We start from the raw sequence: 12,943 nt of genomic DNA on the forward strand, positions 1-12,943 counted from the left end.
AGCAGCCATGTCCTGGCCTGGCTCACGGTGGCGTATCCGCCGGTGATCGACGAACCCCTCTCCACTGACCTCATTCCGGAGGTTCCCCATGTGTGCCTTCAACCTGCCCGAAGCCCCGCCCGACTGGTCGGCCGCCCGCGAGGAGCTGCGGGACGCCCTCGCCGCCGCCTCCTGGCCCGACGACCTCATCCGCGACGCCGAACTCGCCCTCTGCGAGCTGTTCGTCAACGCCTGGCGGCACGGCGGCAGCCCCGCGCCGACCGTGGTCGTCGTCCTGCTCGCCGCCCGCACCCTGCGGGTCTCCGTCGCGGACGACAGCCCCGTCCTGCCCGAGCCCCGCCGCTCCGCCGACCCCTACGAGCTCTCCGGCCGGGGCCTGCACCTGGTCCGCTCCCTCACCCACCGCTTCGGGGCCAACCCCCGCAAGAACGGCAAGGCCGTCTGGTTCGAGCTGGACTGCGCCGCGTGAGCGCCCGCGAGCCGATCGCCCCGGACGACCCCCGGATGCGCGACTACACCGACGCCCAGATCACCACCCTCCTCGGCGAACTCCACACCCGCGGATCCGCGCTCGGCATCCGCTGGGGCTCCGCGACGACGGTCAACGGCACCGTCGACGGCCGCATCCTCATCGACTTCGGCAACGCCCCCGTCGCCACCCTCCTCAACCTCCTCCACCTCCTGCGCGACACCGGGAGGAACGAGCCGTGGGAGTCCTGATCCCCCTCGTCACCGAGGCGATCCACACCGAGCGCACCACCGTCGCCTACCTCGCCGTCGAAACCGTCCCCGACGCCGCCCTCCAGCTCCGCCTGGCCGTCGACCTCGACATCCAGGCCGGCCCCGGCGAGCACCTCGCCCTCCCCCTCGCCCGCGACCAGGCCGAGGAACTCCTCCACACCCTCGCCGCCCACCTCGGCCACCGCGTGATCGGGATCCGCCGATGAGGACCGGCACCGCCGGCTTCCTCGTCGGCGCGGCCCTGCTCACCCTCCTCGCGCTGGCCCTGGCCACCGTCGCCCTCGGCGTCGTCACCGCCCTCAGGGTCAACGACGACTCCCAGCCCCTCGCCCCGAAGCCGATCACCCGCCACGGCCGCTGGGAACTGCGCCAACTCCCCGACGGCACCACCGAGTACGCCTGGATCGCCCGCCAGGCCGGCCACTACGGCCCCGAAACCCACCACCGCAACACCACCAACACCACCACCGACACCGCCAACCCCAGGGGCCGCCACCGCATACCCACCTAAGCGCGACACGAAGGCCCCCGCCCGCCCGGGCGGGGGCCTCGCCGCGTCCCTTCGCCCTCGCGCACCGGCGCCGACCGCGCCGCCTGGCGTTCGCCGGACCGCCAGAACCCCTGACGGATCAGTGCGCCAGGAGCCCCGTCCCCCAGCCCCGGGACCGGCTTCGCGACCCGCTCGAAGATTCCCGAAAAAACTTTTGAACCCACCTGCAACCTCCCGCGGGGATGCACGTCTTTACGGATGAAGGCACGGAGAGCGAGACCGGCGAGGCCGGGGGGCGCTGCGGCTCAGTTGGAGCCGGCCGGTCACCTTCACACACTGTCAGAGTCAGGACCCTGGGGAGTCACGTCATGCGCACGTCCGTTATCACCGCTTTTGCGAAGAACGCCCGCTCGCTCTCCGGCCGTCGTCGCCTCGCCGTCGTCGCCGCCACCGCCGTCCTCGCCGGCGGCGTCCAGCTGGTGGCCGCCGACTCCTCCTGGGCCTGCGGCGACATGCGCATCAGCGGCCCCAACCCCGCCGCCACCCACACCGAGGCGCAGTACATGGCCCCGGACGCCGCCCTCTCCACCAAGGCCACCGTCGCCGCCGACGGCAGCTGGAACGAGGTCGCCGTGCAGGTCACCAACAAGACCGGCGTCGACGCCCACGGCATGCAGGCCAGCTTCGGCATCTACACCCCCGGCACGGGCGCCTCGCTGCGCACCCAGGACGTCCGCATCCAGGTCCAGGAGAACGGCGCCTGGAAGAACGTGCAGTCCATCGCGGGCTGCATGCGCACCGTGGACGCGGGCTACGAGCAGCGCCAGCGCCTCGACAACGGCAGCTCCGCGACCATCAAGTTCCGCTACTCGATCGCCGCCGCCAGCTCGAAGAACATCGGCACCATCCAGCTGGTGGCCGACGCCTGGCGCCAGGGCGCCGCGGGGACGGGCGCCAGCGACCTCAAGACCGTCAAGGTCACCCACGGCCAGGCCACCACCACCAAGCCCGCCGAGACCGCCAAGCCCACCGCCAAGCCCAGCACCCCGGCCAAGCCCGCCGCCAAGCCCGCCGCGCCCAAGCCCGCCGCCGACCAGACCACCACCGCCGCGCCCAAGCCCGCCGAGGCCCCGAAGGCCACCCCGAGCGCCGCCCCGGCCACCACCGCCCCGGCCGGCACCCCCGAGCTCGCCCAGACCGGAGCGCACACCCCCAACGGCCTCCTCGCCGCCACCGCCGCCGCCCTGCTCGCGCTCGGCGCCGGCGCCCTGATCGCCGTGCGCCGGATGCGTCCCCAGCGCTGACCGGAGCACGGAGCAACGAGGGGCCCTGTCCTGCGCACGGCGGTGCGCAGGACAGGGCCCCTCACGATTTTCCCGTCGACCGGAGGCCGCCTCCCGTCAGCCGGAGGCCACCGCGGACCCGCGGTCCGCCCCGGCCTCCCGGGGTCCGCCCGCCAGGACACTGCCCAGCAGGCGCAGGGCCGCCTCGGCCGGCGAGCCGGGGGCCGCGCTGTAGAGCAGCATCCGGTGCCCGGAGACCTCCAGCAGCGGCAGCGCCTCGAAGTCCAACTCCAGCCTCCCGACCACCGGGTGGTGGAACTCCTTGCGCCCGAACAGGCAGTCGTTCACCGGGTGGCGCGACCAGAGCGCCGCGAACTGCGGACTCTTCATCGACAGCTCGCCGATCAGCTCCGCCAGTTGACGGTCGTCCTGGTGGCGCCCTGCGGTCAGCCGCAGGAACGCCACCTGGGCCCGCGCCTCCGCCTCCCAGCACGGGTACAGCTCCCGGGTGTGCGGGTCGAGGAAGAGCAGCCGGGAGAGGTTCGGCCGGTCCTCCGGGCGGTCCGGCGCCTGCACGTCGAGCTGCCCGGCGAGCAGGGCGTGGCCGAGCGGGTTCCAGGCCAGCACCTCGTTGCGCCGCCCGACCACCACCGCGGGGACGTCCGTCATCGCCCCGATCAGCTGCCGCACCGCGGGCCTGGCCCGCTCGAAGCGCTCCGCCGGCCGCGGCCTCGCCCGGCCCGGGCGGGCCAGGTTGCGCAGGTGGGCGTGCTCGTCGGCGCTCAGCCGCAGCGCGCGGGCGAGGGCGTCCAGCACCTCGTCGGAGGCGCCCCGGCTCTGCCCCTGCTCCAGCCGCGTGTAGTAGGTGATGCTGACGCCCGCCAGCTGGGCCAGCTCCTCGCGGCGCAGCCCGGGCACCCGCCGCCGGGTGCCGTACGAGACCAGGCCGACGTCCTCGGGTTGCAGCCGGGCCCGCCGGGTGCGCAGGAACTCGCCCAGGTCGGTCGGTGTGTCCGTTGCGGTCATGTCCCCAGTGAACACCGGGCCGCGCCGCCGAGCCTGCCCCTGTGAGTACCACCCTTCGCAGGGGCCTGGGTGGGCCCCGCCGGGCGGCGCAGGCTGCTGCCGTACCCCGCGGAACCCCTCCCGAGAGGCAGCGAGCCGATGACCACCGCCCTGCTCGACGACGCACCGCCCACCAAGGCCGCCACCGGTATGACCGGACGCCAACGACTCGTCCTGGTCGTCCTGCTGGCCGCCCAGTTCATGCTGGCCGTGGACTTCTCGATCCTGAACGTGGCCCTGCCGGTGATCGGCCGGGGCCTCGGCTTCGGGCTCGGCGGCCTGCAGTGGATCGCCACCTCCTTCGCCCTCGCCGCCGCCGGCTTCACCCTGCTGTTCGGGCGGGTGGCCGACCTGGTCGGGCGGCGCCGGGTCTTCCTGGTCGGCCTGGCGGTCCTCGGCGTCTCCTCCCTGGTCGGCGGCCTGGCCACCAGCCCAGGGCTGCTGCTGGCCGCCCGGGTCGCCCAGGGCCTGGCCACCGCCGCCGTCACGCCGGCCGGGCTGGCGCTGCTCACCACGGCCTTCCCCGAGGGGCCGCTGCGCGAGCGGGCGCTCGGTCTGAACGGCGCGCTGATGTCGGCGGGCTTCACCTCGGGCGCGGTGCTCGGCGGGTTGCTCACCGACCTGCTCAGCTGGCGCTGGGCGTTCTTCGTCAACGTGCCGGTCGCGCTGGCCGTGCTGCTGGTCGCCCCCCGGCTGATCGCCGAGAGCCGCCCGGCCGAGCGGCCGCGGATGGACCTGCCGGGCGCGGTCACCGTCACCGGCGGCCTGCTCGCCCTGGTCTACGGCCTGACCACGGCGGGCGAGCACGGCTGGGGCGACCCGGTGGCGCTGTGGGCGCTGGGGCTGGGCGCGGTACTCCTGGTGGTGTTCTGGTTCGTGGAGCGGTCCGCCGCCGCCCCGCTGGTCCCGGTCCGGGTGCTGCGGCGCCGCACGGTGGTCTGGGGCAACGTGGCCGGGCTGCTGGCCTTCGCCACCGAGACCTCGCTGGTCTTCCTGCTGACCCTCTACCTGCAGCAGGTGCTGGGCTTCTCCGCGCTGGCCACCGGCCTGGCCTTCGGCGTGCTGGGTGCGGGCACGGTGGTGGGCGGGATCCTCGCGCCCCGGCTGATCGGCCGCCTCGGCACCCGCCGGGCCCTGCTGGCCGGCTTCCTGGTGCAGGCCGTCGCGACCGGCTCGCTGGTGCTGCTCGGTGAGGGCCGGGCCTGGCTCGGCCTGCTGCTGGTGGCGACCTTCGTCGGCGGGGTCGGCAACATGCTGGCGATCGTCGGCTTCATGGTGACGGCCACCTCGGGCCTGCCGGACGGGGAGCAGGGGCTGGCCACCGGCGTCGCCACGATGACCCAGCAGGTGGGCATCACGCTGGGCACCCCGGTGATGAGCGCGGTCGCCACCGCCGCCGGCTCCGCCGTCCTCACCGGGGTCGGCTGGGCGATCGCCGCCAACACCGCCCTGGTGCTGCTGGGCTTCGCCGCCTCGGCGCTCTTCCTGCGCCGCGGGTGACCCCGGAAAGCACCGCGGAGTGGGAAGTCGGCCGGGCCGACTCCCCACTCCGCCGTGAGTACCGGGCTCAGAGCTCCTTGCGGAAGGCCTCGGCCACCGACAGGAAGATCGAGTTGCCCTCGACCTCGCCGATCGAGATCCGGACGCCCTCCGGGAACGGCCGGACGATCACGCCGGCCTCGGCACAGGCCGCGGCGAACTCCTGGGAGCGCTCGCCGAGCGCCAGCCAGACGAAGTTGGCCTGCGAGTCCGGGATGGTCCAGCCCTGCTCGCGCAGCCCGGCGACCACCCGCGCACGCTCCTCGACCAGCGCGTCGACCCGGACCATCAGGGCCTCCTCGGCCCGCAGCGAGGCGACGGCGGCGTCCTGGGCGAGCTGGGTGACGCCGAACGGGACGGCGGTCTTGCGCAGCGCGGTGGCCACCCGCTCGTGCGCGATCGCGAAGCCCACCCGCATCCCGGCCAGGCCGTAGGCCTTGGAGAAGGTGCGCAGCACGCAGACGTTCGGGCGGTCGCGGTAGAGGTCGATGCCGTTGGGGACCTCGGGGTCGCGGATGAACTCGATGTACGCCTCGTCGATCACGACCAGGACGTCCCCGGGCACCGCGTCCAGGAAGCGCTCCAGCTCGGCGCGGTGGATCACGTTGCCGGTCGGGTTGTTGGGGTTGCAGACGAAGACCAGCCGGGTGTTCGGGGTGATCGCGGCGAGCATCGCGTCCAGGTCGTGGTCACCGGTCTCGGTGAGCGCCACCGGGACGGGGGTCGCGCCGGCCACCTGGACGATGATCGGGTAGGCCTCGAAGGAGCGCCAGGCGAAGATCACCTCGTCGCCGGGGCCCGCGGTGGCGAGGATCAGCGACTGCGCGACGCCGACCGAGCCGGTGCCGGTGGCGATGTGCTCGGCCGGGACGTCGAAGTGCCGGGCCAGCTCGGCCGTGAGCTCGGTGACCGCCATGTCCGGGTACCGGTTGAGCGAGCCCGCCGCCGCGACCGCCGCCTCCAGCACACCGGGCAGCGGCTCGTACGGGTTCTCGTTCGAGGACAGCTTGTAGGCGTCGGCTCCGGCCGGCTTGCCGGGCTTGTAGGTGGGAATGCCATCCAGGGTCGGCCTCAGACGGGGGCCCTGCGCTGCCGTACCGCTCACGGTCCTTCTCCTTCTTCTTCTGCAGTTCCGCTGCGTTCGCTCCCGTCACGCCACGGGATCGCCGCCGTGCCCGGAATGGTCGGAACGCACCCGGACCACCCCGGTCGGGTGCCCTGAACGATACCGACCGCACTCACCCGAAGGGGTGAGATGCCCGGCCGGGTTACGGGCGCAGATCAGCCATTCTGCAGGGTTCCTATGGCACATGTCAGAGGTAAGACGGCCGGTTTCGAGCGGGTATCGAAGGGGCGCACGCCGTCTCACTCACGGAGAAACGTATCTCCTCGGGCTCCTTCCGGGCTCCCGATGCGCCGGTCACAGACCCTTGTCAGGAGCCATACGATCGGTCCGCCATGACAGCAGCAGCCAACCAGAGCGGTCGGCGGCCCACCACCTCACGGCGTCTGGAGCGGGCCGGCATCCGGGATGTGGCAGCAGCCGCCGGAGTGTCGATCACCACCGTCTCCGACGCGCTGAACGGTAAGGGCCGCCTGCCCGACGAGACCAGAAGCCGGGTCCGCGAGGTCGCCGAGCGCCTCGGCTACCGCCCCTCGGCCGCCGCCCGCACCCTGCGCACCGGGCGCTCCGGCCTGATCGGACTGACCGTCACCACCTACGGCGAAGAGCCGTTCACCTTCACCGAGTTCGCCTACTTCGCCGAGATGGCCCGGGCGGCCACCAGCGCCGCGCTCGGCCGCGGCTACGCCCTGGTGGTCCTGCCGGCCTCCTCCCGGCACGACGTCTGGGGCAACATCGCCCTGGACGGCACCGTGGTGATCGACCCACCCGACCAGGACCCGCTGGTCGGCGAGCTGTACCGGTCCGGCGTCCCGGTGGTCAGCGACGGCAAACCGGGCAACTGCCCGGTCACCGCCTGGGTCGACAACGACCACGAGGCGGCCGTGCTCGGCATCCTCGACCACCTCTCCGAGGCCGGCGCCCGCCGGATCGGCCTGCTCACCGGGACCAGCACCGACACCTACACCCGGCTCTCCACCGAGGCCTACCTCGGCTGGTGCGCCAAGGTCGGACAGGAGCCGGTGTACGAGGCCTACCCCGCCCACGACCCGGCCGCCGGCGCCGTCGCCGCCGACCGGCTGCTCGCCCGCCCCGACCGACCCGACGCCGTCTACGGCCTGTTCGACCCCAACGGCACCGACCTGCTCGCCGCCGCCCGCCGGTACGGCCTGCGGGTCCCCGACGACCTGCTGCTGGTCTGCTGCAGCGAGAGCGACGTCTACGCGGCCACCGAGCCGCCGATCACCACCCTGTCGCTCAAGCCCCGGCGGATCGGCACCACCGTCGTCAACCTGCTCATCGACGCCATCGAGGGAGTGGACTCCGGGACGGGCGTCGACATCGCCCGGCTCTTCCCGCCGCGCTTCCGCACCGCCGGCACCGGCCCGCCGCCCGGCACCCTGATGCCCACCGAGCTGATCGTCCGCGCGTCCTCCCAGCGCCGGAGCCCGCGCACCACGGTCTCCCCGCCGCGCCCGCCGGGCGAGGTGTAGATGGCGCCACCAGACCATCCCCAGCCGGGACAAAACGGACCTGACGGACTGCCCGGCTGACGCTCCGGAGGATTGGATACCCACCAGGTGACGACGCCGGGAGAGTGGTCTTCCTATGATGGGCGAATGACACCCGAGGACCGCTTCCCCGGGCCTGAACACCCGGACTCAGGCCCACGTCACCAGCCGGACCTCGACGTGCTGCCCTACGGCACCTACTACGAACCGGAGCCCGCCGGGTACGCCGAGGCCGCGTACGGGTCGGAGACGTACAGCGGCTACGGCGGCGCGCGCTACCTCGAACAGCACTGGCCGGCCACCGGGCAGGCACACAACGTCCACGACCAGCAGGCCGCGCACCCCGGCTACGAGCCGACCCTGCCCGACCGGCCCTCGCCCGTCCACCAGGGCGACGACCCGCCGACCATCGAGCTGGGCCCGCCGCTCGCCGAGCCCGTCCCGGCCTACCCGTACCCCGCGCCCGGCCCCGACGAGCCGGTCGGCCCGCTCTACGTCGTCGGCGACGTGCACGGCTACCTGGAGGAGCTCCGCGCCGAGCTGCGCCACCAGGGCCTGATCGACGCCGACGGCCACTGGGCCGCCGGCCGCTCCCGGATCTGGTTCCTCGGCGACTTCACCGACCGCGGCCCGGACGGCATCGGCGTGATCGACCTGGTCATGCAGCTCGCCGCCGAGGCCGCCGCCGCCGGCGGGTACTGCCGGGCCCTGATGGGCAATCACGAACTGCTCTTCCTCGGCGCCGCGCGGTACGGCGACGAGCCCGTCCAGTCCACCGCCGGCACCGCCTCCTTCCTCGCCGCCTGGCGGCTCAACGGCGGCCAGCAGCACGACCTGGACCGCCTGGAGGCGCACCACATCAGCTGGCTCTCCCGACTGCCCGCCATCGCGCTGGAGGACGGCCACCTGCTGCTGCACTCCGACACCACCGCGTACCTGGAGTACGGCGAGTCCATCCCCGACGTCAACGACGCCGTCCACGACCTGCTCGCGGACGAGGGCGTGGACGAGTGGTGGGACTGCTTCCGCCGCTTCACCAAGCGCTTCGCCTTCCGCGGCGACGCCGGCCCGCAGGCCGTCCACGAGCTGCTCGACGCCTACGGGGGCTCGCGCGTCGTGCACGGGCACAGCCCCATCCCGTACCTCACCGGCACGGTGCACGCGGACGACGGCGCGCCCCCGCACATCCCCGGCCCGTACATCTACGCGGACGACCTCGCCGTCGCCATGGACGGCGGCGTCACCATGGAGGGCCGGCTGCTGGTCGCGCGGCTGCCGATCTGACCGGGCCGGCCGATCTGACGGTCCGACCGGGCTGACCGGGGCCGACCGGGCCGACCGGGTTGCGGGCCCGACCGGGCCGACGATCCGACCGGCTGACCGGTCGGTCGGCCTGGCCGACGCCCCGGACGACCCACCAGACCGTCAACTGAACAGGTGTTCGCAACCGCCCCTGGCCTGCACCCTTCGCGGGCCGGGGCGGCGGCCGGAGCGAAATTCCGGAAACCGACTGTCAGCGCGACCGCACCCGCCCCTACCATCAAGGCACACCACACCCGGCCGCTCGTGTGGCGGCCCGTCTCCGTGCCCGCGGGGCCCAGGTGCCCGGGACCACCGTGTCCGCAAGCCTCCGCGGAGCGGGGCCGCACGGGGTTCGCATGAACGGGGTCCCCATGAACAACGCCCCGCACCTGCTCACCGAGGACCGCCCGGAGTTCGAGCGCCTCCTCGACGAAGCACTGCGTGACGGCACGATCCTCACCGCCCTGCAGACGCCCGGCGCCCTCACCGCCGAACAGCTGCGCACCAAGGCGCTGCTCGCCGCCGACACCGTCGCGGCCGCGGCCGGTGCCGAGTACGAGCACTACACCCGGCTGCGCGCGAGCCTGCGCAGCGCGCCCCCACCAGGCCGGCACGGCGAATCGACCGCCCCCGGGCTGCTCACCCAGCTGCGCTCGGGCAACGGCGGCGCCGGACTGTTCCCGGTGCTCACCGTGCTCACCCCGATCCTCGCCTGGGCCGCCGCCCTCGTCCTGCTGCTCCTCGGGTACGCGCTGCGCGCCGCCGACCCCGATCTGCCGCTGGCCCGCTCGGTGCTCACGGCGGGCTGGGTGGCGCTCGCGGCGGGCGCCCTCGCGATGGTCGTCGGCATAGTCGGGCTGATCCTCACCGCCCTGCGCGACGGTGCCACCGCCCCCGGCGGCGCCGACCCGGACCTCACCGCCGAACTCGCCGACGCCCGCCGGGAGTGGCAGCACGCCCTGGGCCGGCGGGCCCTGCTGCCGTACCTGCACGCCCATCTGCACTCGGAGCCGGCGCTGCCGCCCGTAGTCCCGGCCCCGGGCTCGCCACCGCCGCCGGACTTCAGCAGCCCCGGCTACAGCAGCGGCCACTACACCGGGCCCGGCTTCACCAGCCCCGGCGCCGAGGGGCTGACCGACCCCGAGGGCCGGGAGCCCCGCACCGCCGCCTTCACCGGCCCGGACTTCACCGGCCCCGGCTACACCCCGCCGGCCTTCACCGGCCCGGACGAGGTCTGACCGTAGGGGTTGCCGACCGGGCGGGTGCTGACCGGGTCGGGTCAGCACCCGCCCGCCGCGGGCCTCACCCGGCGCCGGTCAGCACCCGCAGCTCGGGCGGGCCGTCCAGCAGCTCCGCCGTCCGCTCCAGCGACCGGGCCAGATGAGGGCTGGCCAGGTGCGCCTCGAAGGCCTCCCTCGACTCCCACTCCTCCAGCACCACCCAGGCCCGCGGATCGTCCGGGTCCACGTAGTTCCGGTACGAGAGACACCCCGGCTCGGCCAGGCTCGGCTCGATCATCGACCGGGCCTGCTCCCGCATCTCGGCCTCCCGGCCGGCCTTGGCCCGCAGGACCGCGACCGCGGTGATCCGCTGCGACATCGTCACTCCCCTTTCGTCCCCCACCCGAACACCGGACGGCCCGACGATCTTCCCCGGCACGCCCCATGACGCCGGGTCAGGCCTGCGGTGCCGGGTCAGACCTGCGGTGCCGGCCCGGCCGGATCCCCGGCGGCATCCGTCGCCGCACGGACGAACTCGCGGACCCGCTCGGTGGTGTTGCTCTCCAACCAGACCAGCCCGCGGTCGATCGGCGGGGCGTCGTGGATCGGCACGTACGCGACGTCCGGGCGGGGGTAGTAGCGCCGGGAGTGCTCGCCCACCGGGAGGACGCCCCGGCCCATCGCGACCAGCGAGAGCATCTCGGAGAAGGTGTTGCCCACCGGCCCCTTCGGCACCGGGCGGCCGGAGGGGGTCCGGTCCGGTGTCCGGTCCCGCTTGAACTCCATCGAGGTGACCGCCGGGTACTGCACCACCGGATGCTCGGCGAGGACCTCCACCGACACCGAATCCACCCCTGCCAGCGGGTGCCCGGCGGGCACCGCCAGGACCCGCTGCTCCGAGATCAGGGCCGGCCCGCGGGCCATCCCGTCGAAGGGGAAGGCGGCGATGAGCAGGTCGACGGAGCCGTCCAGCAGGCTCGCCCGGGAGTTGAAGAGCTGCACCTCGCGGACGTCGACCCGGCACCCGGGGTGGCGTTCGGCGAACAGGTTCACGGCCCGGAGCAGCACCGTCGCGGTCCACTCGCCGAGGAACGCGACCCGCAGCTCCCCCGTCACACCGCGACCGGCGTCGACGGCCCGGCGCACCGACTCCTCGATCCCGGCGACCAGCGGCCCCAGGTCGTCCGCCAGCCGCCGCCCGATCGCGGTGAGCCGCACGGTACGGCTGGTCCGCTCGAACAGCCGGGCGCCGATCCGGCGCTCCAACGTGGCGATCACCTGGCTGATCCGCCCGGTCGTGACGCCGAGGCTCTCCGCGGTGCGGCCGAAGTGCAGCTCCCGCGCGAGCGTCAGGAAGGCCTCGATCTCATGCCGTTCCCACATGCCTGCCATCCGATCGTTGAGTCTGAGTCAACGATCGTAGTGCAGGTGTGCGTTGATGCCGCCCCCCGAACAGCGGATCGTAGAACCCGTCACCACGACCCACCACCACCCCGGGAGCCCCCCATGGCCGCCATCCGCGTCAAGGCCTTCGACCACCTCGTCCTCAACGTCCAGGACGTCGAGCGCTCGCTGGACTTCTACATCGGACTGCTCGGCCTGGCGCCGGTCCGGGTCGACGAATGGCGGGCCGGCCGTGTCTCGTTCCCCTCGGCCCGGGTCGCCGAGGAGACCATCATCGACCTGGTCGGCCGCGACCGCGGCGAGTCCAACGTCGACCACATCTGCCTCACGGTCGAGCCGCTGGACTGGGACGAGGTCATCGCGAGCGGCGTCTTCACCGTCCTCGAAGGACCGGTCCAGCGGTACGGCGCACGCGGCAGCGCCACCTCGGTCTACGTCCAGGACCCGGACGGCAACACCGTCGAGCTGCGCTGGTACCCGCAGGACGTCGCGCAGTAGCCGCTCAGGCGAGCAGCTCCGCCGCCGGGGTGTGGTTCCCCAGCGCAGCGGCACCCGCCATCGCGCTCGCCGCGATCCCCGCGTCGGTGCCGGGCGGCACCACCAACAGGAGGAAGTGGTCCTGGAAGCCCCGGGTGAGGCTGATCGTCTCGCCACTGGCGGCGAACCATCCGATCCTGACCACCAGCCCGTCCACCACGACCGACTGGGGGATGTCACCCCAGGCGCCGGTGTCGAGGCCGACCCGGACGATCCGGCCCAGATGGGCCCCGAGCGCGGTGATCAGATCGGGCAGCTCGGCCCGGATGTCCTTCGACCGCGGCCACCAGGCGCCGTCGAACATCCCGCCCCGCGCCAAGGTCGGTTCCAGCACCAGCCGCGGCAGCAGCGGCACACCCGGAACGGACCACGGGCCCGCGGAGGAGAAGGGAAGGGGGATCGCCATCATCAGTGGCCGCCCGTCGGGCCCTCGGCAGGAGGGCCGCTCATGACCCAGGGCGACACCGGCGTGAATACCGGTATGCGACGTGTCCTCGGTTACTCCCCACGGTACTCCGCGTCACCCTCCGCCGGACCGGCCCTCGACTCCCGCCTCGGCGCCGCGGCCGTCAGGACGACGATTCGAGGTCCGGCTGCTGCCACGCCCGAGGCCGACCACCCGAGGGCGGAGGCGGCCCGGCAATCCCCAGATCACCTCGCGCACATGCGTAGAACGTGTCCCGCGCCCGGCTGATCCGCCCTACCGCCCGTGGCCACCCGCTCGGCGG

General features: G+C 73.7%; 15 protein-coding genes. 10 read left to right on the forward strand and 5 right to left on the reverse strand.

Annotated features, from left to right (window positions below; all coding sequences use genetic code 11):
• The first annotated feature begins 88 nt into the window (after positions 1-88).
• From ACGFZP_RS08905 to ACGFZP_RS08925, 5 genes are all read left to right on the forward strand, one after another.
• Entirely contained in the window at positions 89-469 is a 381-nt protein-coding gene (locus ACGFZP_RS08905; protein ID WP_392930117.1) for an ATP-binding protein, read from the forward strand.
• Positions 466-720 (forward strand): hypothetical protein, encoded by a 255-nt coding sequence (locus ACGFZP_RS08910; RefSeq protein WP_392930120.1) that lies wholly within the window; start codon positions 466-468, stop codon positions 718-720. Before ACGFZP_RS08905 ends, ACGFZP_RS08910 begins: the two co-directional genes overlap by 4 nt.
• On the forward strand, positions 708-947 hold the full coding sequence (locus ACGFZP_RS08915) for a hypothetical protein (protein ID WP_392930123.1): 240 nt from the start codon (positions 708-710) through the stop codon (positions 945-947). Before ACGFZP_RS08910 ends, ACGFZP_RS08915 begins: the two co-directional genes overlap by 13 nt.
• A complete protein-coding gene (locus ACGFZP_RS08920) occupies positions 944-1,252 on the forward strand; it encodes a hypothetical protein (protein ID WP_392930126.1) in 309 nt (102 codons plus the stop codon). The genes ACGFZP_RS08915 and ACGFZP_RS08920 overlap by 4 nt, the downstream gene beginning before the upstream one ends.
• 347 nt (positions 1,253-1,599) lie before the next feature.
• The gene (locus ACGFZP_RS08925; RefSeq protein ID WP_392930128.1) at positions 1,600-2,535 is read left to right on the forward strand and encodes a hypothetical protein; all 936 of its coding nucleotides are present in this window, start codon (positions 1,600-1,602) and stop codon (positions 2,533-2,535) included.
• Between the two features lie 96 nt (positions 2,536-2,631).
• Here the strand turns inward: ACGFZP_RS08925 and ACGFZP_RS08930 are convergent, their stop codons facing one another.
• Positions 2,632-3,540, reverse strand: coding sequence for a helix-turn-helix domain-containing protein (locus ACGFZP_RS08930; RefSeq protein WP_392930130.1), 909 nt, complete (start codon positions 3,538-3,540; stop codon positions 2,632-2,634).
• A gap of 138 nt (positions 3,541-3,678) precedes the next feature.
• Here ACGFZP_RS08930 and ACGFZP_RS08935 point away from each other — a divergent pair, with 138 nt between their 5' ends.
• Positions 3,679-5,079, forward strand: coding sequence for an MFS transporter (locus ACGFZP_RS08935; RefSeq protein WP_392930132.1), 1,401 nt, complete (start codon positions 3,679-3,681; stop codon positions 5,077-5,079).
• Positions 5,080-5,146: 67 nt separating this feature from the next.
• Here ACGFZP_RS08935 and hisC read toward each other — a convergent pair whose 3' ends face one another.
• Positions 5,147-6,223: a histidinol-phosphate transaminase gene (gene hisC, locus ACGFZP_RS08940; protein WP_392930134.1), complete on the reverse strand. Its 1,077-nt coding sequence runs from the start codon at positions 6,221-6,223 to the stop codon at positions 5,147-5,149.
• A 353-nt stretch (positions 6,224-6,576) separates the two neighbouring features.
• On the opposite strand from hisC, the gene ACGFZP_RS08945 reads away from it, so the two are divergent.
• From ACGFZP_RS08945 to ACGFZP_RS08955, 3 genes are all read left to right on the forward strand, one after another.
• Complete coding sequence (locus ACGFZP_RS08945; protein WP_387941168.1) at positions 6,577-7,734, forward strand: LacI family DNA-binding transcriptional regulator; 1,158 nt, start codon at positions 6,577-6,579, stop codon at positions 7,732-7,734.
• Positions 7,735-7,860: 126 nt separating this feature from the next.
• The gene (locus tag ACGFZP_RS08950; RefSeq protein WP_392930136.1) at positions 7,861-9,036 is read left to right on the forward strand and encodes a metallophosphoesterase; all 1,176 of its coding nucleotides are present in this window, start codon (positions 7,861-7,863) and stop codon (positions 9,034-9,036) included.
• 374 nt (positions 9,037-9,410) lie between these two features.
• On the forward strand, positions 9,411-10,292 hold the full coding sequence (locus ACGFZP_RS08955; protein ID WP_392930138.1) for a hypothetical protein: 882 nt from the start codon (positions 9,411-9,413) through the stop codon (positions 10,290-10,292).
• Between the two features lie 64 nt (positions 10,293-10,356).
• Here ACGFZP_RS08955 and ACGFZP_RS08960 read toward each other — a convergent pair whose 3' ends face one another.
• Positions 10,357-10,653 carry a putative quinol monooxygenase gene (locus tag ACGFZP_RS08960; RefSeq protein WP_387941174.1) on the reverse strand — a complete coding sequence of 99 codons (297 nt, stop codon included), beginning with the start codon at positions 10,651-10,653 and terminating at the stop codon, positions 10,357-10,359.
• Positions 10,654-10,748: 95 nt separating this feature from the next.
• Positions 10,749-11,657, reverse strand: coding sequence for a LysR family transcriptional regulator (locus tag ACGFZP_RS08965; protein ID WP_392930140.1), 909 nt, complete (start codon positions 11,655-11,657; stop codon positions 10,749-10,751).
• A gap of 123 nt (positions 11,658-11,780) precedes the next feature.
• Here ACGFZP_RS08965 and ACGFZP_RS08970 point away from each other — a divergent pair, with 123 nt between their 5' ends.
• Complete coding sequence (locus ACGFZP_RS08970; protein ID WP_392930142.1) at positions 11,781-12,176, forward strand: VOC family protein; 396 nt, start codon at positions 11,781-11,783, stop codon at positions 12,174-12,176.
• A gap of 4 nt (positions 12,177-12,180) precedes the next feature.
• Here the strand turns inward: ACGFZP_RS08970 and ACGFZP_RS08975 are convergent, their stop codons facing one another.
• Positions 12,181-12,570 (reverse strand): DUF5994 family protein, encoded by a 390-nt coding sequence (locus ACGFZP_RS08975; RefSeq protein ID WP_392930145.1) that lies wholly within the window; start codon positions 12,568-12,570, stop codon positions 12,181-12,183.
• Positions 12,571-12,943 lie beyond the last annotated feature (373 nt).

The organism is Kitasatospora sp. NPDC048239, assembly GCF_043202015.1.
Classification (GTDB): domain Bacteria; phylum Actinomycetota; class Actinomycetes; order Streptomycetales; family Streptomycetaceae; genus Kitasatospora.